Raw genomic sequence first — 25479 nt, 5'->3', positions numbered from 1 at the left:
AATAAATTAAAAGTATAGTAATTAATGTCGAAGGAACTATTCTCTTTTTATAATGTTGAAAATTTATTTTTACCAGATCCTAAACCTGTACACAAATTAGATCCTACCCGTTCAGGTTTAAGAAATTGGGATGAAAAGAGATATAGAAATAAACTTTTTAAGATTTCTCATGTTTTTCAACTGATGAAGGAAGAAAATGGTACATTGCCGTTTATGATTGGTTTATCTGAAGTTTCCGGAAGGAAAGTTCTGGAAGATCTCGTGGAAATGGAACCTTTTAATTCAGAATATGGAATTGTACATTACAACTCCATGGATGAAAGAAAAGTAGATGTGGCCATGTTATATGATAAAACTAAAGTAGAGGTGATAGATTCCGAAACCATTACTTTCTTTTTTGAAATAATAAATAAAAAAACAGGAAGTTACGATACAACCAGAGACGTACTTTTTTCAAAAATAAAATATAAAGGGGAAATTATTAATATTTTTGTCGCCCACCTTCCCTCTAAGCGCGAGAAAGATATCAACAAACCTAAAAGAGCCTTTATCCTGAATGAGATCCGCCAAAGGATTATGAAAATTGTAGATGTTGATAAAGAACACGTCATATTGTGTGGTGATTTTAACGAAAACCCGGATGATGAAAATTTAGTACAAATTCTCTATGACAACGATCGTGAGAAGGTTCTCATAAACCCTTTTCAGAAGTTGTTTTCTACAAGAAATTATTCTACTTTTCATTATAAGTCTGGCCTGCTGTACGATCAGATTATTATGTCAAGATCTTTGCTTGATAATAAAACACTGACCTTTCAGGATGCTCATATATTCAATTCTGAAAAAATAATGAGCAGAACCAGAAATTTTGAAGGAAGACCTTTCCGAACTTATGCCGGTACCCGGTATTTGGGAGGCTATAGCGATCACTTCCCGGTTTTTGTTACATTTAAAAGTATACATTAAAAAAACATAAATAATAAAAAAGTAGAAAATGAAAAATTCGAGCAACACAAGCTATCATTTAGATTCGATTGACAAGGAAATTATTTATATGCTGATGGACAATGCTAAAACTTCTTTAGCTCACATCTCTAAGAATGTCGGAATTTCCACTACTGCAGTACATCAAAGAATTAAAAAATTAGAACACGCAGGAGTTATTGAAAACTCTATTTCATTCCTTAATCCTAAAAAAATTGGGTATAAGGTAATTTCTTATATTGGTGTGTTTTTGGATCAGCCAAGTCATTATCCTGATGTGGTAAAATCTTTACATGATATCAACGAAGTAGTGGAAGCCCACTATACAACCGGAAATTATACCATATTTCTGAAAGTTCTTTGTAAAGATAACGATCATTTGATGCAAATCCTTAACAAACTTCAGAAGCTTAAAGGAGTAACAAGAACAGAAACTTTTATATCTTTGGAACAAGGTATTTACAGACAATTGAAAGTATAACGATATGAAAATAGCCCAATATTTGGATTCAACCTACCTGAAAACACCAGAACAATCAGGTATTTCCCACGAAGAAACACTTCAAAAAGACAAAGAATTAGCTCAGGAAGCGATTGATAACGGCATTTTTGCTGTAATGATCAGGCCTGATTATGTAGTAGAAATAAAGAAATATATTCAGGAAAGAAATTCAAATGTTGCAGTAGGAACTGTGATAGGCTTTCACGAAGGAACGTATTCAGTAGAAGAGAAGTTTGCAGAAGCCTCTAAAGCTATTGAAGACGGAGCCGATGAATTGGATTTTGTTATAAACTATACAGCCTATCTTCAAGGAAATACAACACTGGTAAAAGATGAATTTGTACAGTGTACAAAATTGGCTTTAGATCATCATAAGATTGCAAAGTGGATTATTGAAATTGCCGCTTTAACAGATGATCAGATTGCAGATCTTACCAAAAGTATTTCTAGCTGGGCAGAAGAGAACTTTTCCGAAAATGATTTCTCTAAAATTTTTGTAAAGTCTTCTACAGGATTCTTTGCAACTACAGATGGTAAGCCTAATGGCGCTACATTTGAAGGAATAAAAATTATGCTGGACAATGCAGGGAAACTTCCTGTAAAAGCAGCTGGAGGAGTAAGAACCCCTGCGGATGCTGAAAAAATGATCAGCATGGGAGTGAAAAGAATAGGAACTTCTTCAGCATTAGCACTTATTAAAGATGAATCTTCATCGGAAGGATATTAAACAATTCAATCTTCAACCATAAAAAACCCATCAGTTCACTGAATTGATGGGTTTTTGTTTTTTTATATCTGTTCCTGATATTCTTCGTAGAATTGTTGGGTTTCTTTAATTAAGCTATCCATTTCTTCCATGGTAAAGACTTCAAGGAATTTCTTTCTGAATTCTTTAAAGTGAGGAATTCCTCTGAAATAATTGCTGTAGTGCTGTCTCATTTCTACTAATCCCAATCTTTCCCCTTTCCATTCTGTACTCCATTCAGCGTGCTGGCGTACTGCAAGCAATCGGTCTGCAATAGTAGGAGCAGGTAAGTGCTCACCGGTTTTAAAGAAATGTTTTATTTCATTAAAAATCCAAGGATATCCAATGGCTGCACGACCAATCATGATCCCGTCACATGCATATTTCTCTTTATAAGCTAAAGCCTTTTCAGGAGAGTCGATATCACCGTTTCCAAAGATTGGAATCTCAATATTAGGATTTTGTTTAATTCTTGAAATATGTTCCCAATCTGCTTCCCCTTTGTACATTTGCGCACGGGTTCTTGCGTGGATTGTCAGTGCTTTGATTCCTGTTTCCTGTAGGCGCTCTGCTACTTCATCAATATTAATACTGGTGCTGTCCCATCCCAAACGGGTTTTTACGGTTACAGGAAGATGAGTAGAACTTACAACAGCCTTTGTAAGACGAACCATCAGGTCAATATCTTTCAAAACTCCCGCTCCAGCTCCCTTACAGACAACTTTTTTTACAGGACATCCAAAATTGATATCTACCAGATCCGGATTTACCGTCTCTACAATTCTTGCAGACATGGCCATAGCTTCTTCGTCACCACCAAAAATCTGTATTCCTACCGGTCTTTCATAATCGAAAATATCCAGTTTTTTACGACTTTTGATTGCGTCACGAATTAACCCTTCGGAAGAAATAAATTCCGAATACATCAAGTCTGCACCGTGCATTTTACATAAACGTCTGAACGGAGGATCACTCACATCTTCCATCGGAGCCAGCAAAAGTGGAAATTCCGGCAGTTCTATGTTGCCTATTTTTATCATGGTGCAAATTTACAAAATTCTCAACATAAGAAAATATGATATTATCTATTAGTGTAAATGATGATTAGCGTATATCATTTAATAGTTCGAAATAAAACATAATATACTGATAGTGAGTGATTAGTAATGCGGTTGGTGTAAGTTATCTTTATTTTGATACAAGATTTTATTGGGGATCCTCAACAATTAGAAGCTTGCTTTTACCTGCATACTTCCAATATGAATCGTTCTGTCTCCCGAATTTCTTCCTTCGTAATTTAAATTTAATTGAATGAAGGAGTTAACAGCCTGTTGGATAAACACGCTCCAAACCTGGTTTTTTCCAGGTTTAAGACCATCAAGCATCTGGTTTCCTACGATACTGAAATTATTCCCTGTGAAGCTATTGCTGATGAAAGAGAAATTCCCTCGGATAGAGGTTTTTCTGCGTTCCCATTGAATAGTTCCTGTAACATCAAAAGCTTTCAAAGATTCCTCACCATCAACTCTCTGTTTTTGACGGAAGGCAGAAGAAAGCTCGGCCTGAATAGCATCTGTAAACTTATAAGTGGCCTTAGGCTTAGTTTCAAAATTATTTAAACGATAATCTCTTGTTGCAAAAAGTTGTGATGAGTTTTTGATATCATGAACAGAATTTTCCCAGTCTACCCTGAACTCTTTATTGAACCAATATCCAACATTCAGGAAGTGAGAGGTCTGTTGCCTTTCCTCATTACTGTAATTGGCATTAATGAGGTTATCATTGGTGATGAGACGGTAGTTTCCGTTCCATCCCGATTTGTCGGTAGGATTGAACTGTACCGAGGCTAATATATTTTGATTTTTGAGGATCTGATCACTGTTTTTTTCAAAAGGATTCAGAACTAAAACTTTATCTTTTTTGTAGAATGAATTTTGGGAATTCAATGAAATATTGAAATTCCAACGCTTTAAAAATGCATTTTCCGAATTGAAAATAATGGCTGGATTCACAAATAAAGCCAATTGCAGCTTATTTTTATTGGAAGGAATATATCTCACAGAATTGGTATAAACCCTGATATACTGCGCAAGATCCGAATATTCTGCAATTTCGAATTCGTCAAGCTGCTGAATCCCATCTCCGTTGTAATCTGTCCATTTATACACACCCTGTCCATCCGTTACTTTCAGATATTGAAATTCTCTTTGTGCTTCCTGTCCGTTTCCAAGTTCGTAGAAAGCCTGAAGACGCATCCCGTTTCTGAATAACTGTTGATTGTAAAGAATATTTCCTACAACAAAGTCATTGTTTCTTGATGTTGTATTGAGATCTGTATTTTGATAGAAGAATTTTCTATAATGGATAAGCGCGTTTAAGGTTGTTTTTTCAGTTTTTATAATCTGACTTTCTGCCATAAAACCAAGAATATTGTTCATATTCTGAAGCTTATTATTACGAACAGAGTCATTATCTCTCATATAGATTTTGGCCAACAACTTTGTACGGGTACTGTCACCGATTTTCTTTTGTACAAAAAGTTCTTTCCAGCTGAAACTGGTGACATCCATAAGTTGAGTATCGTTGTACTTTTTCTCATTATGTTCCATACTTCCTCCAATGGCCCAGCTTCCTTTTTTACCAGTAAATTCTGTTGAAGCTCCACCTCGTATGAATTTGGTATCCTGGAGAAGTGCATTAGTTGTAAGGAAAGATAAATTACCTTTCGTAAAGAACTTTCCGCTTATCCAGCCGAAGTCTAGGTCATTCTTAAGACCTTTGTAAGAGTTCTGTTCATTGAGGTAATTCACACGGTAATTCAAAGTAGATTTATTATTCCATTTATTCAAAAAGCTGAAAATAAATCTGTTTTGTGTTTTTTGACTGAATTCTTGTGCTAAGTTGAAATCTCTGGAGAATTCCACATCATTGATTCGGTCCAGGATATGGAACTGCTTGTCGATATATTGATATTCAAAACTAGGAGTTCCTTTCCAGTTGTTTTTACTAAAACTTTTATTCCCGAAAATTCTCCATGCGTAGCCCATATTTTGGTCAGAATCTTTTGAAGAGAATAAATTGACATCATAGTTACTAAGAGAAATATCGGCTCCTATTTTTCCTTCATTCAGTAAATATTCTGAGTTTACAGAGAATACCTGTGATTTTTGAGGAGAAGGAAGTTTTCTTACAGCTCTGTAATCTCCGGCGTTTGGCCCTACATACTCAAAAACACGACCGTTATTGGTGGTTTGTGCTATTTTATAATCTCCAAGATTAGCTCCGAAATAGGTGAAAGAAACCTGGTAAAGCGTTAAACTCGAATCGGTAGAAAATTCATAGAAATTCCCGGCAGGATTGAGACGGTATAAAATCTTGTTAACATCATACTCTGTTACCACTCCAGATGGAGCGTACATAAGGTTGGGATCATTTCCAGCTTCAGACAGAATTTTTTCATCCTCTTTGGAAAGACTTAAAGAAAGTGGAGCGTTCTTGTTATCATTTTCCATGAACCAATTGAATCCTACTTTAAGTTTTTCTCTCTGGTGTTCCAATTTTCCTGTAAATAAATACCTTGAATAATTTCTGTTGGCATAGTTATAGGAAATGGTGATGAAATTCTGTTGAAAGATAGGACGGAAACTGGTAAAAGTTACTTCTCCAGTATTATAATTGATGATATAATCCTGGTTTTCTCCTCGTTTCATCAAGATCCCGTCAATAAAAACCTGTTCTGATCCGGAAATCAGCGTGATAAACTGTTCTCCGTTTTTACCTGTCAGACGGTAAGGTCCCTGGTTTCCTTCAACCCCTTGAAAACGGATTCTATGGAATTCGCTTCGTGCAACACCAGCAGAAATATCAATGAATGTTTTGTTTTCTTTCCCAAACTCTGTCTGGAATTGAAGTCCCATACTCCTTCTCTGATATTTGGCAAAATAATTCTTGGATTCCACGAGATCCAAATGTCCTGCTCTAAGAATAGATTTCTCTTTGATGTTCAGCTGCATGTAGATCTTGTCAAACTCTTCTAAAGTTTGTGTATAGCCATCTGCCTGAATAGGTAAGTTATGATCTGAAATACTGGCTAAAATGGTAACATCCTTAGAAAGACGTCCGGAAATTTGAAGATCCATGGAACTCTGTACAGACTGCCCTTGATTGTTACCAAAGGTAATTCCACGAATAATGGAACCTTTTGAGTTGAGTTCGCCCAGAAATCTTTTTTTGTCATTTTTTGCGAGTACCGCTTCATCAATGATCACTTTATTGTTGGTTCGGATGAAATCCAGAGTGTCTTTTACAAAAAGATCCTGCTCAAGTCTTGCTGCTAGAATACTATCCCTTTTAACGCTATCTTGTGGAATATTGGGATTTTTCCACGAAAATACCTGAGCATTTCCCGAAAACATGCCTAAAAAAAACAAAACGAATAGGATAATAAACTTCCTCAATTCCTGAAAAATAATTGGTAAAAATACTTAAAAAATACTAACAGCAATAGATTAACTATTATTAACAGAAAATTAACCTAAATATTGTGATGTGGAGAAAATTAAATGTAATTTAGCCCCGAAATTATTAATAATTTAAATTTATAATCATGAAAAAACTTTATTCGTTTATGGCGACGGCTTTATTGGCGGTTTCAACTTTTGCTCAAACTACCATCTTTTCTGAAAACCTAGGTGCAGGTGGTAATGGTGTTGCAATAACTGCTTATACAGGATGGCAGAATAATGCACCAATCGTTTATTCAGGAACAAGTGATGTTAGAAATACCAATGCTTCTTCAGGATATGCTGGTGCTTCAGGATCAGGTAACATTTTATTTAATGCTTCTTCTGATACATTTATCATTAACGGAATTGATACTTCTGCCTATTCAGATATTCAGTTATCATTTGGACATTTTAAAAACTCTAACGCTACTAGCACTGAACTTGTAGTTGCTGTAAGTACTGATGGATCAAACTGGACACCTCTTACTTATACGAGAGCTTCAGGAACTGGTACAGCTAACTCATGGGTTTTGATTAACCCTACTGGAACTATCCCTGCTACATCTAACCTATATATAAAATTTGATACTTCTGCTTTCCCAGGGACTAACCCTCCTCAAATGAGAATTGATGATATTAAAGTAACAGGAACTGCTGCAACATTAGGAACTGCTAATGTAAATAAAGCTAAAAGTGTTTTTGTTAAAAATACAATCGTAAACAATGATATTGTTTTCGGAGCTAAGTCTGATGTTAAAATTTTCAATATTGCAGGCCAGGTTGTAAAATCTGCATCAGTTTCTGAAAATCAGTCTTTAAACGTTTCTGATCTTAAAGAAGGAACTTATATTGTAACCGGAACTGTAAATGGTACATTGATTTCAGAGAAAGTTATCAAAAAATAAACAGTTGATTAACTAATAGTTAAATATATAACGTCATTCGATTTGAATGACGTTTTTTTTGTAGTTTTATGAAGTATTAAAAAAAATTATTTATGAAAAAGATTTTTACTATTTTAACAGCTACCGCTGCATTTACATTTTTTAGTGCCCAAAACCTGATTACCAATGGTGGGCTTGAAACCTGGACAGATGCATCTGTGAAACCAGACGGTTGGTTTAGTATGGCGGGAGGAACTAAAGAAACCTCAATAGTACATAGCGGAAGTAATTCGATTAAACTATCTCCGGTTTCTGCAACTACAAATGGTAATTTGGATTTTGTAGATGTTGCAGTATCTGAAAATACAGATTATACTGTTTCATATTGGGTTCTGGATAATGATGCCAATGCGAGAGCTAGACATTGGATTCAGTTTAGAACTGCCACGGCGAATATTTCTCCTGGTTCAGGAAATCCTTTTCAACCCGCTACATATACTACAGATAATGCAGGTTGGGTAAATGTTACAGCTACAACAACAACTCTTCCGACAACCGCTTTTTTAAGACTTAGTTTAAGAGTATATGCTCAGAATAATGTTACTACCGGAGCTATTTATTTTGATGATATTGTTCTTGCTCAGGCAGGTACATTAAGTACTAAAAATGCGGAAATCCTTAAAAATAGCGTTAAACTTTCCAACACGCTTGTGAAGAATTCTTTTGATTTATATTTAACAGGTAATGCAGAAGTTAAGATCGTTTCTGCTACTGGACAAATATTTGAATCTAAAAAAATAAGAGATTTTGCCACTTTTGATGCGTCGCAACTTCCTGTTGGAGTAAATTTTGTGCAAATTTATCAAGGAGGTAACGTAATTGTTAAGAAAATTTTGAAACAATAATTACTTATATTATAGATGAAACCGCTATTCCAATAGGATAGCGGTTTTTTTGTGAATTATTTCTTAGTGTACTGGTATTGTTTTTGTTATTTTTATAGCAGATTCATTTCTAAAATAATAACGATGAAAAAAATATTTACTATTGTTGGCTTAGTCCTTTTTAGTGTGTTTTCAAATGCTCAGGTTGTCATCAGTGAGATGTATGGAAGCAATGAAAATTTAGGAGCTAAACCGAAGTATAATTATATTGTTCTCAAAAATATTGGAACCAATCTGGTTTCTTTAACCGGTGCCAGTATACAGTATGCCCCGGCAGTTGGAGTTTTTGCACAGTATCATACACTCCCGGATCTTACTTTAGGACCAGAGCAGACGTATCTAATCCAAGAAGCTGCAATAGAAGATGGTACGGAAGATCTACCAACACCCGATTTTGTAGCTACTCTGGTTACTAATTTTGATGGAAGTATCAATACGTCCTCAGGAATAAAAATTTCAGGGGTATCCGGTAAAGTGGCTTTAGCAGGAAATATAGTTCAGGTGACTGGGCCCCAAGCCCCCAATGTAATTGATTTTGTAGGGTACGGCGTAAATGCAGATCAATATAAAGGCGATGAACCGGCACCGTCTCCTACCATTACCACTATTATACGAAAAGATGATAAAACAGATAATATCACAGACCTTCTTTTTGAAGGAACGGTGAAGTCTGGGTTTGTACAGAATCCTTTTATTAAAGATGGTACTGTTCTATTTGGTACTGAAGTCAGAGATGTAAAAGTCTATAATTCATACAGGCAAATCGTAAAGAAGTCACCTACAAAGTTGGCCTCAAGTCTTGATATTGTAGAACTTCCAAGAGGAACTTATATTGTGACAGGGACTATTAATAATGTTCCTATTTCACAGAAAATTATAAAAGATTAGTTTTTGGAAAGAGCGGCTCATTTTGTGAGTCGCTCTTTTATTTTAGCAATAGATGAGAAACTGATCAATGGAATAGATTTATCATCTCAAATATTTTATTTTTTATCCTTTTAATACCATCCTCTTCTAGCAGCATTAATAATGGATCCCAAGTTAAGTACCAACGTATATCTTATACGCTTTGCATAATCTTTAAAAGCAGGCTCAAAACCAAGAGAAGATTGTATGGGGAAATAAATTTCTAAAAAGTCGGGAATAATTCTTACCTTAATTCCACTGTCCCAAATAAATTTAGCCGGAAGATTTTTGTTTTTATAAATCCCTGCATCAGCATAAACATGGAATATCTTCCAAATACTTGAATCTACATTTGCAGAGGTAATCCACTGATTGACCGTTCCGGGGAGAAACGATTTAAAACCACCGTCTGCAAGAATAAACTGCTGTGAAAGAAGCCCGCTGCTGGCACTTTCCCCTAAAAGAGTATAGGAAAAAGAATAGTTGGAAACTCTGGAAATTCCATAATTGAAAAGGTCGGTTCGGGTATCATTTCTCAGAAAATATCCTGCAAATAAACGGACACTCAGTTTTTGTTTAGGAGCAAATTCCCATCGGTAAAAACCTTCAGCCGTTATTTTGTTGAAATCTTCCATTCCCTGTGTACTCAGACTGAAACTTTTTTCATGAATCATCTGACTGTCGCTGTAGCCATATCCGATACTCCATAGATTATATTTGCTGTAATCGTTATTTGCAACCATGAGAGGACTGAGATCTCTTTCAAAATAGTTATAAGAAAGACCTATACCTCTGCTCACTGTACTTCTCGGATTTTTTCTGAAACTGATAGATGAAGACAATGTTCCTTTTCTGTAAGCCAACCCATAATCATAATGGAAATAAGCCCCGGACGCCCCAAAAGTCAGACTTCTTATAATACTTTCAGAAGGTAAGAAAGAGTAGGAGACAGCTCCTGAACCCGTCAGTTTTCCTGTTCCTGTACTATAAGTAGGAGTTACGGAATACAAAAATTTCTGATCAAAAAAAGATTGATTCTTTAGATTAAAACCTAAAAGAAATTTGTCATAAGTATTATTAAAACGTACTCTTGGGCTGATATACACTTCGTTGTATTCCGGATCTGGAATATCTTTTAAAAGCTTTAGCTTAATTTTTTTTGCGTTGGAAAACAAACCTTTTGCATACAGGAAGTTGTCTCTGTAATTAGATTCAGGGAAAATATAACCATTATTTAACGTTATTTTGTAAATATTGTCCGAAGCAGGAAGAGATAAACTGGTAATACTCTGATTCTCCTCGGTATCTATCCAATATTCTTTTTTTTCACCGTCTTTGGTTTCTGTTTCCAGTTTTACGGGAATAGCTACATCTGTATTTTTTGCAATTCTGATCTGCAAAGAATCATTTTCTTTTCTGATGTGTTTCAATTTGAAATCTACCCTGTTTTTCTGTTTGAAAAAGTTGGATAGATAGCTGTTTGATTTGTTTTTTTCAGAAAGTGCCGTTAGAAATTCTTCAGGATTTATTTTTTTGCCGGAATTTTGTGAAATATAATTTTTAACAATGTCATTAAAGGTTTCATATCCCATCTTGTCTGCCGAATAACTGAAAAGGCTCCCCGTTTCAAAACTGCTGATAGCCATATCATTAAAATTACTCAAAACAGGAAATTCTTCATCAATCTTCTGATCAAGATTTTGAAGCATGATATATTGATAGGCTAGTCCATAGCGGTCCAACAGTTTTACCTTGGAAGCATGAAAAATTTTCAACGGCTTTATTCCGAATATTTTTGCTTCGGGAAGAGTTCCTAAGAGCTTGGTATTGGTATAAAACTTTTTTAGATACTGAATTTCAAGATATGATTTGAGTCCGTTTTTGAACCAGTGATTTTTTTGTTTATCTGCAATAATGTTATCATCCAAAACTTTTTTGGCAATGATTCCAAAATAGTCAAGGTCTGTTTTTTCAGCATCTGTGAACAGCGGGAATCTGAATTTCCAGAAAGTGATGTCGTTGTTTCCAAAAAAATCTTCTTTAGCCCTGAATTTATCAGAAATAAAAATACTCTTCGGAAGAGAACCTATTTTCTCTTTAATGAATTTTAAATGTAAAGGAAGATAAAATTCCAGATTTTGTTTTTCTTCCGGTTTAAGATTATATCCAAACTTTACTTCGGTGTCAATTCCGTCTATATTGGTTTTTATAGAAGGATATACATTCGTGGAGATCAAAAATTCGGGATCTGTATCCAGATCACCTTTGAAAGAATTCATCTGTATCTGAGAAAGATTTCCTTCCACAAAAGTATCAATGGGGATATCAAAATTGACGCTCCATGAAGTATTGAAACTAACCGGTTCTTCAATATCGTGATAGTTTCTTTTAGAAATATTGTCCGGATCAAAATGATCCGGAACAATAAAGAAATATTTTAATACTGTATTCTGAGGAGATGTTCCGTATCCTGTAAATTTCTTATCAGGAAGCTGCATCCGGTATTGTAGCTTTAAAGTGACCCTTTCACCAGGTTTTAATACCTGTTTCAGAGGAATGAATAGATTTTCATCTGAAATGGTGCTGATAGGAATGATCTCGTTGTCTGCATTTTTAATATTCAGTTCGAGAATCTTCCCCAGCTGGTTGGGTTTTGCAAAATGCAAATCATTATTTCGGTCTTCCAGTTTTCTGTAGACTAAAGAGGTTCCGCGTTTGTTGTAGGCGGAAACCCAATTTAGAAGCTTTATGGTATGAAGGTCTTTTTCGGAATGATTGTAATACACAATTTCCTGATTTACCTCAAGGTTCTTTTTGTCAGAAGACAATTTAGCTTCAATATATATGCTGTCTTTCTGTGCAGAAACCTGTACAACTCCCCAAAACAAAATAAGACAAATGCTGAACTTTTTCAAATATTCGTGATAAAAGCCAAATATAGCTTATTTTGTATATACTTTATAAGATTTTTACCCTTGAATTGCTTTTTTTTCTAAAGAATTAATATAAGCGTTCCAGCCTTCTGTTTTGTAAGTTATCGCTGCGGCTTCAGGATTTTCAGACTTATAAATTCCTCTTCCTACAATGATAAAATCGGTATGAAGAGTTTTGAAAACGTGTTCAGGTGTATTATACTGCTGACCTTTACCATCTCCCGAATCTGCAAGATTAACTCCCGGTGTGAATAATAAAAGTTCTTCCGGAAGTTTATTCTGAGATACACCTCCAATAACGTTAGGGTGAGACTGGGCCACTTTTAAAGCTTCTTCACGATAGCTGGCAGTCGTTAACGTTCCTTTGGAAGACATTCCGATGATCGCTACAACTCCTACATTATGGAAGCAATCTAATGAGTCAAATCCGCCGATTACCTGTGAGGTTACAAAATCTGCCCAATTGGTAATTTTGAAAACACCGCTGGTAAACTGAAGTTCCTGTGTATTTCCGATATCAGCAAATTTTCTGTCTTCCATTAGTAAAAACTGATGTTTAGAAGCAATGGCTTTTAAAGGGGTAATTGTTTTTTCGTATTCAAAATCTGAAATAACATCAATATGCGTTTTTAAAGCAATGATGTGTGGTCCTACTTTTTCTGCAAAATCCAATAATTCCTGAGTAGTGGTAACATCTGCAGATGCAATAAGGTTAGATTTTTTGGCTAAAGCTGTTTCCAGTAATTTTTTAGAAACAGAATGTTGTGCATTTTGAAGTTTCTGTTCGTAAGTAGATCTGGTTTCTTCTTCAAACTGAATATGGTTTCCCTGTAGAAAATCCTGAATTCTTTTTACTTCTTCATCAGACAATTCTCCAGTTTCCTGAAGAATATCGCATACTTCCGAAATATTGAAAAGCGTGTGTACTCTGTAGCCTTTGCTTTCCAGAAGCTGTTTTCCACCTTGTTCTCTGTCTAAAACCACTACAATATCAGAAACTCTCAGGTCTTCCTGCTCTATTTCCGGGATGGTTTCCAGTAGAGATTTTCCTGATGTGATCACATCTTCTACCAAAAGACAGTTTTGACCTTTCTGATAGATTCCTTCAATCAATTTTTTGGTTCCGTAGCTTTTTGCTTCTTTTCTTTTAATAATTAACGGAATATAGCTTTCCAAAGACATCGCGGTTGCCATAGGAAGAGCAGCATAAGGAACTCCACATATTAAATCGAAATTATCCAAAGGAAGCATTTCCAATAAATAATTAGCAAGATTTTTTAAGATTTTAGGATCAGAAGCCAACGGTCTTAAGTCTACATAAAAAGGGCTTTCAATACCACTTTTAAGGGTAAACCTCCCGAATTTGATGATGCCTAGCTTGTAGCACTCTAAGAAGAATTCTTTTTTACTTTCCATTATTTTTTATTAGATGTTGCAAATTTAAGGATTTGAAATAAGGCTTAAAAATTTATCGTCTATTTATATAAAAAACCACCGTTGGATGTCCCAGGATGGTTCTTTCAATATAATAAACTATTATTTTATGATTTCGGCCTCAATTATTTGATTGCCATTGTATTTTTGTTCAGCTTCCCACAGTAGAAACTTGTCTACCTCTTTGATGAGCTTAGGAATGGTTAAAGACAATACTGCCAAGTCATCCATTACTCCAAGTATAGGGATTGCGAATTCAGGAAGCAGGTCAATAGGAGAGATGACATACATGATTCCCAGTAAAGGAAGAATGATGTCGATGGATTTCATAGGATAAATTCCTCTTCTCCACATTCTGACCATTCTGAAAATGTCAGGGATTTTTTTAACAAAGCCCTTGTGATTGATAGCTTCTTTTGCAAGATTTAATTTTGAATATTTCATTTTGTGTTTGGTTTTAAATAAATTTTTCAACGCTATAAATTTCACAAATCCTGTACCAATAAATTATAAAATTTAGTTAAAAAAATTATTTGATAATATTGTCAATGAACTGATGCACAGTCTCTGTATTCCAATCTTTGGAAGCATCTTCTTTAATGAGGATTCTTCCGTTTTTGTCTAAAAGAAAAGTCGTAGGAAAAACTCTTGGAAGAATTTTTTCAGAAATAGGACTTTGTGCAATATATACCGGAACTGTATAATTGTTTTCTTTCAAAAATTTTCTGATATCGTCTTCCTTATCATTCATCGCAATGAGTACAAAATCTACATTATCTTTTCTGGAATCATACAGTTTCTGAATAGAAGGCCATTCTTTTCTGCATGGCGGGCACCAGGTTCCCCAAAAGTTCAGGAAAAGACCTTTATCCTTAAAATTTTTAAGGTTGGTACTTGGCGTATTGATTCCTTTTAATTCTATATCGTAATCATTTTCGCTGATGTGTACTGCATTTTCAATGGTTGCAACAGGAAAAAATAGCTCCTGAAGTTTATTCCTTATTCCCGGAACCAATGCTACCACTGCAATGATAACCACTAATGCAAGATAAATGATATTCTTTTTCATATTCCACTTTTTATAGAAGATCTAAAATTTCCTGAACAGCATCCTTTCCTCTGTTTTTGGCATAATATATCTGAAGATCGTTGTAAAACGTTTCTTTTGGATATGCTTCCGGATCTGCTTTGTATTTCATTAAAAGCTCGTAGCCATATTTCGGACGTGGGCCCCATGAATTTTTTACATTGAAATCTTTATCCAGAATTAAAACTTTAGGGATAGATTCTGTACCATTGGTTAAAAACTGGTTGATTAAGCTTTTATCACTGTCTCTCAAAAATACACGAACCTCGTTGTGGCCTTCAAAAAATCTGAAAAGAGCAGGTACAGTAGCGCTGGCATCACCACACCACGCTTCGGAGATGATTAAAATCTTTCCGTCAAAGTTTTTGTCTTCTAATTCTTTCAGCTGATCTTCGTTAGGAACGTATTTTTTCACCGTTCTGTCCATTCTCTGAAGCCCAAGTTCGTAGTATTGTTTATAATCAGCTTCCTGTGCATTGGCAGGATTCTGTAATCTTTCGTTTGCAATCTGAAGGTATTCTTCAAAAGAAATTCCTTTATCCCAGTAATTTTTCATTACCAAAAATATTTATGTTAAAAATTATTGATATTTCTTGTTTTATTGATCAAAAACAGATCAGCCAGAACAAATGCTGCAAGACCTTCCACTACAGGAACAGCTCTTGGAACCACACAAGGATCATGACGTCCTTTTCCTTCTACCACTACAGCATTTCCGTCTTTATCAATACTGTCCTGAGGTCTTAAAATCGTTGCTACAGGTTTAAAAGCAACACGGAAGTAGATATCCATTCCATTGGAAATACCTCCCTGAATTCCTCCGGAAAGATTAGATTTTGTGGTGAAATCTGTATTGAAAGCATCATTATGCTCTTTTCCAGTCATTTTAGCACCGCAGAAACCGCTTCCATATTCAAAACCTTTGCAGGCATTGATGTTAAGCATTGCTTTTGCAAGTTCAGCCTGAAGCTTAGAAAATATAGGCTCACCAATTCCTACAGGAACGTTTTTGATCACGCAGGTAATAGTTCCCCCAATGGTGTTTCCTTCTTTTTTAATTTCTTTGATTCTGGAGATCATTCTCTCTGCCGTTTCAGCATCCGGGCAACGTACATCATTGCTTTCAGTTTTAGAAAAATCTAAGGCCTGATAAGGTTTTTCACAGAAAATATCACCTACGGAAGAAACATAAGCATTGATCTCAATATTAGGCAAAAGCTGTTTGGCCAAAGCTCCAGCTACTACCCAGTTCATTGTTTCTCTTGCAGAAGATTTTCCACCGCCACGATGGTCTCTGAAACCAAATTTCTGATCATAAGTAAAATCTGCATGACTAGGACGATATGCACCTGCAATATGGTCATAATCTTTTGATTTCTGATTTTCGTTTTCTATGATAAAACCAATAGGAGTACCTGTAGTTTTGCCATCAAAGATCCCTGAAAGAAACTTTACTGTGTCGCTTTCTTTTCTTTGTGTAACGATTGCTGACTGGCCTGGTTTTCTTCGGTTCAGCTCATATTGAACCTGATCGAGATCTACCGTTAAACCTGCCGGGAAATTATTGATGATACCGCCGTAAGCCACTCCGTGACTTTCTCCAAATGTTGTAAGACTAAGAAGATTACCTAATGTGTTGAACATAGTACAAAATTACCTTTTTTTCTCCATATAATAAAGTTTCTGGATTTGTTCTATTTATCGGTGTTTTTGATATTATAGATCGCTTTTTCAGCTTCTTTTTTCTCATCAGAAGTCATTCTTTTCCAGATAAATCCTTTTCGGATGTCGTTTTTGTCTATAAGTTGTGGGAAGATTCCTGCTTGTATATCATCTGAAATATAGCTTTCAGAAATAGCAGGAAGGGGAGTGTCAAAGTTATAAGGATAGTCTTTGGAAACGTTGAATTTTAAATTCCCGACTTCAAAGCTATTAAATTTATGGTATTCGTAGATAGAGGGTTTATAAAGCTGTTCTTTTTTGAACCCTGTCATAAAATTTCCCAATCTGAAACTTGGAATATATTTTTGGATAAGCCCCGGAAAAGATAGAACTGAAATAATCAACATACTGAAAAGTGAAAAAACAATGATTGATTTTCTTTTGGTAAAATACTCATGAAAGGATACCAAAAAGATGACAAAGAATACATCTATAAAAAAACGGTATTGGGCAGAAAAAAATAGAATAAGCACACTTTTTATAACAATCGAAATACAGATTAAAGTGATAATTTTCTTCCTTTTGAAACACGTAAACACAATAAAAGCCAGTAAACTCAGTATGAAAATACTATTGATTTTAGATTTAATTCCCTCAAGCGTAAACCATTTTTTTATATAATCCCCCGTTGAAAACTGTTGAATTTCTTGATAAGAATATTGCATATCATAAGTTTTCTGTACGGCAAACTGAGAAGATATTTTTAATACTTCTGGATTAGGTTTCCATAACACACCCAGATCTCCTATGGCTACAGGAAAGATAGGATAGCCAAACGTCCATATATTTTTAAGGAAGAATAAACAAAGAATGCCTATTCCGAAAAGAAGTTTTTTGAAACTTGGTTTGAAAGCAACAATAGAGTTTAGAAAAACCAATATCGGAAGCCAGATCATTGTTGGTTTTATAGCCAATACAAAAGTTGAATAAGCAAACAAAAACAGAGTATTTCTATTTCCCGTAAGTATTTCGTCTAAAATGATAAGAGAAAAAATAATAACTGGAAGATCCGGACTCGGCGATTGTGAGAATAGTAGTAAAATGGGTAAAAAACATAGATGGATCCAGCTTTTTTTTTCAATACTATAAAAGGAATAAATGATCAGTAAAACCGCATTCATTCTTAAAAATGGATCTGAGAAATTTGAAAATCCTGCCTGAAAAATATGCCAGATCGACATTTGTCCCAACGTAAGATCCAGATTGGAAATTCCTTTGATCAGGCCATATTCTTTAATCCATTCAATGGTCGGAACATAATAACCAAAATGATCCAATATAAAAGGATGAAAAGATCCTAACAGTAAAATAGCCATTAGCAAAACTGCACCCAGATAATATTCTTTTTTTGAGAAACGATAAAAATCTTCGTACAGTTTGTCTTTAAAGAAATAGATAAGTCCCAATGTCACCGTTGGAATTTCTAATACTATATTGATGGGAGTAAAGAAAGAAATACTCGTCCATAAAATTCCTATTCCTAATATTCCAAGAAGAGCTTTTCCGGAAATACCTGGAAACAGCTTGTATCCTGAGATTTTCTCCATAATTCTGCCCCAGCCTGCTAAGACCGAAATCATTAAAATGGAAGATAAAAGAATAAATATCATAAAAAAAGATTGCCTAAAAATAAGCAATCTTTATATTCTATGATGAAAAATTATTCTTAACGTGGTTGTACTCTTCCGTCTTTTCTATCCTGAGACCTACCAATAGTATATCCCGTAGCGCCTCCTACAACACCGCCAATTACAGCTCCCAATCCTCTGTTTTTCTTAGCGATCAAGGCTCCGGCCGCAGCTCCACCTACGGTACCAATCACAGTTCCTTTGGCTGCTTTACTCCAGCCTTTTTTCTTGTTAGCTGTTTGTGAGGTTCCGCTTCCGTTATCGGCATATGTACCATTGCTTCCTCCTGAGCTGGCATTAGAACTTCTGTCTCTGTATACAGTTCTTGTTTCTCGTATTACTTTTGGTTTTGAATTACTTTCAGCAATTGCTTTTGCCTTTTTACTTTCCGATATACTGTCTGCTTTTTTTTGAGCTTCGTACACCAGCTTTTCCTTTTCAATGGCAAGTTTCTGTCTTTCTATGTCAAGCTGTCTTGCCTGGAATTCAAGCTTCTGCTCTTCCAGAGACTTCTCAGCTGTTCTGTCATCTTTCTTGCAGGCCGTTACTAAAAAAACGGATAAAAATCCTGCTAATACTATCTTTTTCATAATTCAAATTTTAATAAGCTTAAACCAAAACGGCTTTGATTTTAATTTTATTTCCAATTATGAAGCCAAATTTTAGTTAATAAATGTTAAATATATTGTTTTAGTGTTGCTGTAAAAACAGAATATGATAAAATTTGTTTTATTGATGCGGGTTGAGGAAAATTGGCACGAGATCATTTACGTGTTGATAATATAGAGTTCATTATTAATTTTTACTCAATTCATATAAGTTGGTTACATTTGACTTACCAAATTATATTATATGAAAAAATCATTTTTTACAGTTTCTGCTCTTGCAGGATTGCTGGCTGTTGCTACATCATTTTCTTCAAGGGATGTTGTTGATATTCCTATGAAAAGTTCTTTGGAAGTTCATCACAATGAATCAAAGACGCAAACTTTTAAGATCCGTTACGGGCTTCTTTCTAAAAGCGGAACCAAATTACTTTCCGGAACGTATGACCTTGGAGGTTTTGTTGCTAAAAATATGACAACAGGAGAACTATATTTTAGTGAAGGTTATCAGTCTCTTCCTCAGTATTCTGAAGAAATTCCTGCTGGGGAATATGCTTTCTCCGGAATACAGGGGCAAGGTGGATGGGTTGGTTATGGAACGGTAATTGCTACAGTTTCTGAAGCCAATGTAGATGCAGAAGGATATATTACGGTATACATTCCTATTATGTGGGAAGAGTAAGCTTCTTTTAGCTCTCTTTACAGATTTTCTCAACGAGAATATCTTGTGAAAAATAAATTATTTGCTTTATTTTAATCCGTATCTTTTATTATGAAATCGAATGTTAAGATAATACGATAAAGCAATCTAAATAACATTCTGTTTGGATTTTTTCTAAATAGATTTTTTTCATCATTTGTGTTTTTTAGGCCTCCCTGTGGAGGTCTTTTTTTATTAATGATGAGAAAAGAGAAGGAAATTTGTGATCAAATATTAAAAGAGATTTTTATTTTGTTGATCAGGCGGTGTAATTTGTGAGTCTGATAATTGAGAAGTTCATAAATTTCCATTGAATTGGTATAGATTTCAGGAACAATTTTATTGTTGATCTTTTGGATACCTCTTCTTTTCATGGTTTCATGAATCACTTTTGCAAATGATTCTTTGGCGTTCTGCTTTGCGCTTTGTTGTGAAATGCCATTAGAATGTAATCTGTATAGATATAAAGGTTCTTTGATGTACCTGATATTGCCGTGTTCCAATATTTTGAGATAAAGATCCTGATCTACTGCGCTCCTTAAATTCGGGTTGATGCCAGAAGTTTTGTCATAAATTTCCTTTTTGAAAGCGAAGAAATGAGCAAACTGAGTTGGGCAGTTAAAAAAATACCGGTCGTTATAGATCTCTTTCGTTTTTTTGTAAACTTTTTTTGGCGTAAGATCCTCATAACAAAGCATCATTTGAGAATAAGTGGCAACAATATCTTTTTTGTCAATAAATTCGTGGATGGTGGCTTCTAGTGCTTCTGGATAAAGAGCATCATCAGGATCTAAGAAGGCACATATTTCTCCTTCTGCATATTTCATACATTCTCTTTTCGTGTAGCCACAACCTTGGTTGACTGGTATACGATAAAGCTTGAATTGCGGATGATCTTTAATCAATGAATTGATGATTTCTACCGAATTGTCTGTAGATGCATCGTCTACAATAATTACTTCCCAATTTCCATACGTTTGATTCATTAATGAATCATAGCACTCCTTAAAATACTTTCCATTATTATAATTGGCTATAAGTATAGAAAATTTTATCACAATATTTTGAATTAATTTTAAACAAAATTATAAAATAAAATATCAGAAAAATATATCATGGGTCATCGTGATTTTAATATTTTTTTAATATTTTTTAAAGATTATGTTTGTTTATTTTTATTATGGTTTATTATATGTTTATGAAAATGTTAGCATATTGACGGATTAGATGATTTTTGATTAGTGGTTATCAGAAGACGTATTTTTCTATACTATAATGTCTGATTTTAAAATTGAGACAAGTATAAGTGTTAATAAAGATCATCAATGACTTTCAAGAGTGTAGTAATGTGATCTATAAATCAACTATTAATAAAAATAATGGAATATTAAAATAATATGAGTAAAATCATAAAATAGAAACAAATTGTAACATAAATTTGATTATTATTTTAGAAACTGAATAATTTTTATTTTCTAATAAAAAATTTTTTCATCATTTGTGTTTTTTGAGGCCTCCATTATGGAGGCTTTTTTTGTATTCTTTTATTCCAACACTTTTCTTGTCATACCTGTGTGGGGAAATGATATTTTTGTCTGCTTTTTCCACTTTTGAATCATTTGTTAATGGACGATGAACATTGATTTTTCTAATGTGAAGTTTTTTTTAATAAAAATTAAATTATTTTATTAGTAACAATATGGTTTAGCCTTTGCAGTTATTTGAATTAATTATAAATAATTATAAATATTTTTTCATAAATATAATTAAAGTAGAGTAAAATAGTGAAATGTGTAATTTTGAATTAGAAATATAAATTGATTTTTTTTCTGAAAAATATAATTCTTGGCACGATTTTTCAATATACAAACACAACTCATGTTTAATTTGAGTTTTCATGGTTATTAGTTTTTATCCTCGGAATTTCCGAGGATTTTTTTTAGCTTACTATGAAAAATGGAGTTTCTAAAAAAGTTTGATCTTTTGAAAATGATCCAAAATAAATTTCAGAAGTTGAATAAGATTTGGGAAAGATTAAATAACCAGCAAAGGTTCAAGAAAACATTCTACAAAAAATAGAAATCAAATTCTACTATCAAAAAAGATTGGCTGGTATAAGGCATAAAAAAACCTCTAAAATTAATTAGAGGTTTCTTCAGAGGTACCTAGCGGATTCGAACCGCTGTAGATGGTGTTGCAGACCACTGCCTAGCCGCTCGGCCAAAGTACCATGTTTTACCATTTTTGAGGTGTGCAAATATAGTAAAAATACTTTATGAACAAAAGTTTTTAAACAAATTCTTTCGCTCCAATAGCTTCTATTTCTCTTTTTGCCTGAATTTCAGACTCATAATTTTTGATGTTCACGACTCTTGTTTGGCTCCAGCTGTCGTGCCATCCGTTGTTTCCGAAGAATGAAAGCCCATCAAAAGGAACAAGTCTGGAAAGACTTCTATAAAAAATCTGCTTCGCTGTTGGTTTTGTACCATCAGTACTGATGACTTTAGTTCCCGTAATATACTTTGAAATACTTCTGCCATCCGTATAGTTTTCCATCAAAAAGTAATAAAGACAATAATTGAAATTTCCAATAAAGAGCTGCCAAAATATATTTCCATTACTGTAGAAGTAGAAAAACTCAATTGAAGTTACTTGATAAAGAAAATTAGAAATACTGGAGAAAAGATAATTAATAATATATAGTATTATAAGATCAATGAAATTATTAGCAAGCCTGATCCATAATGAGGCTTTGTTATATTCAACAACATTTAGAATTCTTTTCATGGTAGGTTATTAGTTTTTTGTATATAAATTTTAAAATCCGTTGACAAGCAGTTTTAATGAGGCGTTGGTATCAATCACTGCGGTAATACCAGTATTGTTGAGGAGAATTTTACTGGGTTTAAGATTGAAAACTTTCCCGTTCATTTTTAAGCCCTTGTAATATTCTTTGTTAAAAGTCTCTTCAATACTTTTTCTGGAGGCATCTTCCAGTTCCTGAGTCGGAATACCATATTCTTCTTCAATCATTTTTACAATTTTTCCCTGAAATAGAAGAGAAGCTGTTTTATAAAGAATATTGGTTGTTTTTAACTTAAACTTGGTTTCCGATAAAACAATTTTTCGCTTCACCTCGTCATACACAGGAATTCCCGAGATAATAGAAGTTCCCTTTATATAACCGTCTGTCTGAGCCTCAATCACGACTCTGTTATCTACGCCGTATACTCTTATATCTGTCACTTTTACTTTAGAATCACGAATGTCAAACTCTTTATTTAAAAAAGTCTTTCGGGCCATGTTACTGGCTTCTGTAAAAGGAATATTAGCGGTTGTCTGCAATACAAATTTATCAGCAACGGTAGGAGAAATATTAAAATTAGAAACTGCAGTTACCGGTAAAGAGGTCGCAGGTTTACTTCCTGTAAACGTTTCCGAATAAATATCCACCCCTAAAGTCGCATTGATCTGATTACCATAGAACTTTAAAGGAGTAATGTTCACACCAATCGGGCTTACCTTCAGCCATGTATTGTATTCCTCCGAAATATTGAAAGGTTGAAGGAAAGTATTCCACGCCATAAGAGCATATTGCTGAAAATTGAGCTGTGTAGCCATTTGCTGATCTATGGTTTTACAGAATTTTTCCTGCTGCTCCTTAAGGTTCTTTTCAACAATAGGAGTAATAGGAATCTGTATTCTTCCATAGTCCAGAACAGGTTTGGTTACCCATCGGAATCCGTTTGGCTGAGTTTTGGTTGTGATGGTCCAATTATTATTAAAAGTAACGGTTGTATTAAAAGACATGACCGTTTCAAAGGTTGTATTCTGATAAGTGTATACTCCTAAAGTTCCGATCCCTTTTTCCGCCCAGATCTTTAAAGGAACTTCTATCAGTAGATTCTGGCTGGTACCACCAACAAGACGGATGGGACGGGTTTTCCAGACTTTTACTTTAAACTGATCGTTATTGTTATCCGTATAAGAATCATCCTGATAAATCAGATCCTTTACCGAAGCATTGATCATATTGCTTAATTCCGAAAGAGGAATGGTTACCGGCATCGTAATGCTGGACTTGATCTTTGGAAAGTTATAATTAGCCAATTGATTATCAACACCGGTTTGCCCGAAAGCATTGATAAAAGCTACTAGAAATAATATTTTAACGAGTTTCAATTTTTTTATGTTTTTATGAATGAAAATAAAAATGTTAATTTTCTGGTTTAAAGCTTTTTTCCAGTTCAATGCTGGCTCCTTTCATTTCTCCCTGCATGGGTGGTGCAGTTTTCGTAATTTTTAATTTGATGTATCCAATTTGTGGAAAACTGCTGTGAATCTTTGAAATAATCCTTCCTGCAACATATTCAAGAAGCTTAGAATTTATTTTCATTTCCTGATGAAGGATATCATTGATGTCTGCATAGCTTATCGTGTCATTCAGATCATCAGATTCTGCGGCTTTCCACAGATCTGTATGAATTTCTACATTCAGAATATAGTAGGTTCCGATAATGTTTTCCTCAGGCAATACACCGTGGTAGGCATATATTTTTACATCTTCAAGATATATTTTGCTCATCGTCTTCAATTTTACTAAGCAAAAATCGTCTTAATTCTTCAAAATCTGAATTTATTTCAATAGTTTTTTTCTCCTTTTTCATAAGGTCATTCAAAGACTCCGGAATTTCAATGGAATTCTGAATGGCTTTTTCTACTGCGCCCGGGAACTTTACAGGATGTGCTGTTCCTAAAATAAAGCCTTTCTTTTCAGGATTTTTTTGTAAATATTGATTCATCGATGCAAATGCAACGGCACTGTGAGGTTCCAGCATATATCCGTATTTTTGATAGACTTCTGTGATGGTATTCATCGTTTCCTGATCATTAATGGAGTAAGCAGATATTTTATTTTTTAATGAATCAAACCGATGGCTGAACAGTTCCAGAATTCTTACAAAATTGCTGGGGTCTCCTACATCCATGGCATTAGATAGAGTAGGAACAGCTTGTTGTGGCTGATATTTTTGAGTTTTCAGATAATCAGGAATTACATGATTATCGTTGCAGGCAGCAATAAAATGCTCAGTAGGAAGTCCTCTGAAATAAGTAAGAATTCCGGCGCAGATATTTCCGAAATTTCCGCTGGGAACACAGATTACAGGTTTTTCACGGTTTTGTTCAAGCCATTGTTTATAAGCTAACAGATAATAAATTTGCTGAGGGAGCCATCTGGCAACGTTGATTGAATTTGCAGAAGTTAATAGTAGGTGATGATTAATTTCCTGATCTGCAAAGGCTGCTTTAACCATATTCTGACAATCATCAAAACTACCGTCAACTTCCAATGCAGAAATATTTTCCCCCAACGCAGTGAGCTGCTTTTCCTGAACTGGGCTTACTCTGTTTTTAGGATAAAGAATCACCACATGTATTCCCGGGATTTTATAAAACCCATGAGCAACGGCTCCTCCGGTATCTCCGGAAGTTGCAACAAGAACGGTCACTTTTTTCTGTTGATCTTTCAGAAAATAGGAGAGGCAACGGCTCATGAACCTGGCTCCAATATCTTTGAATGCGAGAGTAGGACCGTGAAAGAGCTCGAGAATCGATATCTGATTGTTAATTTTGACAAGAGGAATTTCGAAATTGACTGTTTCGGAGGCTATTTCCCACAGAATTTCTGAGGGAATTTCATCTCCTACAAAATCTTTCATACACTTATAAGCAATTTCTTCCTGAGTATAAGAACTAAGATTCTGAATGAATTCTTCGTCAAACTGAGGAATGTTTTCCGGGAAGAAAAGTCCTTTGCTTTGTCCCTGTCCTTTTATGGTGGCATTTCTGAAATCAACAGTTTCAGAATGGTCTTTTAAATTATAGTAGATCATTTTTTT

22 protein-coding genes and 1 tRNA gene are annotated in these 25479 nt (G+C 34.5%); 7 read left to right on the top strand and 16 right to left on the bottom strand.

Annotation, left to right across the window (positions count from 1 at the left end; genetic code table 11):
• The first annotated feature begins 24 nt into the window (after positions 1-24).
• The 3 genes from ACL9RH_RS14125 to deoC are packed head-to-tail and all read left to right on the top strand — an operon-like array spanning position 25 to position 2213.
• Positions 25-966 (top strand): endonuclease, encoded by a 942-nt coding sequence (locus ACL9RH_RS14125; RefSeq protein WP_422694010.1) that lies wholly within the window; start codon positions 25-27, stop codon positions 964-966.
• A 28-nt stretch (positions 967-994) separates the two neighbouring features.
• The gene (locus ACL9RH_RS14120; protein ID WP_047096673.1) at positions 995-1465 is read left to right on the top strand and encodes an Lrp/AsnC ligand binding domain-containing protein; all 471 of its coding nucleotides are present in this window, start codon (positions 995-997) and stop codon (positions 1463-1465) included.
• A gap of 4 nt (positions 1466-1469) precedes the next feature.
• Positions 1470-2213 (top strand): deoxyribose-phosphate aldolase, encoded by a 744-nt coding sequence (deoC, locus tag ACL9RH_RS14115; RefSeq protein WP_422694009.1) that lies wholly within the window; start codon positions 1470-1472, stop codon positions 2211-2213.
• A 62-nt stretch (positions 2214-2275) separates the two neighbouring features.
• Here deoC and dusB read toward each other — a convergent pair whose 3' ends face one another.
• Together dusB and ACL9RH_RS14105 are read right to left on the bottom strand one after the other, a co-directional pair.
• The gene (gene dusB / locus ACL9RH_RS14110; RefSeq protein WP_422694008.1) at positions 2276-3271 is read right to left on the bottom strand and encodes a tRNA dihydrouridine synthase DusB; all 996 of its coding nucleotides are present in this window, start codon (positions 3269-3271) and stop codon (positions 2276-2278) included.
• 186 nt (positions 3272-3457) lie between these two features.
• Complete coding sequence (locus tag ACL9RH_RS14105) at positions 3458-6646, bottom strand: hypothetical protein (RefSeq protein ID WP_422694200.1); 3189 nt, start codon at positions 6644-6646, stop codon at positions 3458-3460.
• A gap of 191 nt (positions 6647-6837) precedes the next feature.
• On the opposite strand from ACL9RH_RS14105, the gene ACL9RH_RS14100 reads away from it, so the two are divergent.
• From ACL9RH_RS14100 to ACL9RH_RS14090, 3 genes are all read left to right on the top strand, one after another.
• The gene (locus ACL9RH_RS14100) at positions 6838-7641 is read left to right on the top strand and encodes a T9SS type A sorting domain-containing protein (protein ID WP_422694007.1); all 804 of its coding nucleotides are present in this window, start codon (positions 6838-6840) and stop codon (positions 7639-7641) included.
• A 92-nt stretch (positions 7642-7733) separates the two neighbouring features.
• Positions 7734-8525, top strand: a complete 792-nt coding sequence (locus tag ACL9RH_RS14095; protein WP_422694006.1) for a T9SS type A sorting domain-containing protein — start codon at positions 7734-7736, stop codon at positions 8523-8525.
• Between the two features lie 123 nt (positions 8526-8648).
• The gene (locus tag ACL9RH_RS14090) at positions 8649-9452 is read left to right on the top strand and encodes a T9SS type A sorting domain-containing protein (protein WP_422694005.1); all 804 of its coding nucleotides are present in this window, start codon (positions 8649-8651) and stop codon (positions 9450-9452) included.
• A 110-nt stretch (positions 9453-9562) separates the two neighbouring features.
• Here the strand turns inward: ACL9RH_RS14090 and ACL9RH_RS14085 are convergent, their stop codons facing one another.
• The 8 genes from ACL9RH_RS14085 to ACL9RH_RS14050 form a co-directional block, all read right to left on the bottom strand.
• Positions 9563-12385, bottom strand: coding sequence for an aminopeptidase (locus ACL9RH_RS14085; protein ID WP_422694004.1), 2823 nt, complete (start codon positions 12383-12385; stop codon positions 9563-9565).
• A 54-nt stretch (positions 12386-12439) separates the two neighbouring features.
• Complete coding sequence (gene pyrF, locus ACL9RH_RS14080; RefSeq protein WP_422694003.1) at positions 12440-13819, bottom strand: orotidine-5'-phosphate decarboxylase; 1380 nt, start codon at positions 13817-13819, stop codon at positions 12440-12442.
• 120 nt (positions 13820-13939) lie between these two features.
• Positions 13940-14281, bottom strand: coding sequence for a YkvA family protein (locus ACL9RH_RS14075; protein ID WP_422694002.1), 342 nt, complete (start codon positions 14279-14281; stop codon positions 13940-13942).
• Between the two features lie 85 nt (positions 14282-14366).
• Positions 14367-14906 (bottom strand): TlpA family protein disulfide reductase, encoded by a 540-nt coding sequence (locus ACL9RH_RS14070; protein ID WP_422694001.1) that lies wholly within the window; start codon positions 14904-14906, stop codon positions 14367-14369.
• Between the two features lie 10 nt (positions 14907-14916).
• Positions 14917-15480 (bottom strand): thioredoxin family protein, encoded by a 564-nt coding sequence (locus ACL9RH_RS14065; protein WP_422694000.1) that lies wholly within the window; start codon positions 15478-15480, stop codon positions 14917-14919.
• A 17-nt stretch (positions 15481-15497) separates the two neighbouring features.
• Positions 15498-16568: a chorismate synthase gene (gene aroC, locus ACL9RH_RS14060; RefSeq protein ID WP_422693999.1), complete on the bottom strand. Its 1071-nt coding sequence runs from the start codon at positions 16566-16568 to the stop codon at positions 15498-15500.
• Between the two features lie 50 nt (positions 16569-16618).
• Entirely contained in the window at positions 16619-18256 is a 1638-nt protein-coding gene (locus tag ACL9RH_RS14055) for an LIC_10190 family membrane protein (RefSeq protein ID WP_422693998.1), read from the bottom strand.
• A gap of 56 nt (positions 18257-18312) precedes the next feature.
• The gene (locus ACL9RH_RS14050; protein ID WP_422693997.1) at positions 18313-18864 is read right to left on the bottom strand and encodes a YMGG-like glycine zipper-containing protein; all 552 of its coding nucleotides are present in this window, start codon (positions 18862-18864) and stop codon (positions 18313-18315) included.
• A 262-nt stretch (positions 18865-19126) separates the two neighbouring features.
• Here ACL9RH_RS14050 and ACL9RH_RS14045 point away from each other — a divergent pair, with 262 nt between their 5' ends.
• On the top strand, positions 19127-19561 hold the full coding sequence (locus ACL9RH_RS14045; RefSeq protein ID WP_422693996.1) for a hypothetical protein: 435 nt from the start codon (positions 19127-19129) through the stop codon (positions 19559-19561).
• 245 nt (positions 19562-19806) lie between these two features.
• Here the strand turns inward: ACL9RH_RS14045 and ACL9RH_RS14040 are convergent, their stop codons facing one another.
• From ACL9RH_RS14040 to thrC, 6 genes are all read right to left on the bottom strand, one after another.
• The gene (locus tag ACL9RH_RS14040) at positions 19807-20637 is read right to left on the bottom strand and encodes a glycosyltransferase family 2 protein (RefSeq protein ID WP_422693995.1); all 831 of its coding nucleotides are present in this window, start codon (positions 20635-20637) and stop codon (positions 19807-19809) included.
• A gap of 1101 nt (positions 20638-21738) precedes the next feature.
• A tRNA-Cys gene (locus tag ACL9RH_RS14035) sits at positions 21739-21809 on the bottom strand.
• Between the two features lie 59 nt (positions 21810-21868).
• Positions 21869-22366, bottom strand: a complete 498-nt coding sequence (locus ACL9RH_RS14030) for an RDD family protein (RefSeq protein WP_422693994.1) — start codon at positions 22364-22366, stop codon at positions 21869-21871.
• A gap of 30 nt (positions 22367-22396) precedes the next feature.
• Positions 22397-23761 (bottom strand): DUF4403 family protein, encoded by a 1365-nt coding sequence (locus ACL9RH_RS14025; protein WP_422693993.1) that lies wholly within the window; start codon positions 23759-23761, stop codon positions 22397-22399.
• Positions 23762-23795: 34 nt separating this feature from the next.
• Positions 23796-24164 carry a dihydroneopterin aldolase gene (gene folB / locus ACL9RH_RS14020; protein WP_422693992.1) on the bottom strand — a complete coding sequence of 123 codons (369 nt, stop codon included), beginning with the start codon at positions 24162-24164 and terminating at the stop codon, positions 23796-23798.
• Entirely contained in the window at positions 24145-25473 is a 1329-nt protein-coding gene (gene thrC, locus ACL9RH_RS14015; RefSeq protein WP_422693991.1) for a threonine synthase, read from the bottom strand. The genes folB and thrC overlap by 20 nt, the downstream gene beginning before the upstream one ends.
• Positions 25474-25479 lie beyond the last annotated feature (6 nt).

The sequence above is a fragment of the Chryseobacterium sp. Mn2064 genome (genome assembly GCF_049319685.1).
Classification (GTDB): domain Bacteria; phylum Bacteroidota; class Bacteroidia; order Flavobacteriales; family Weeksellaceae; genus Chryseobacterium.
This window is presented reverse-complemented; position numbering and strand designations above follow the sequence as displayed.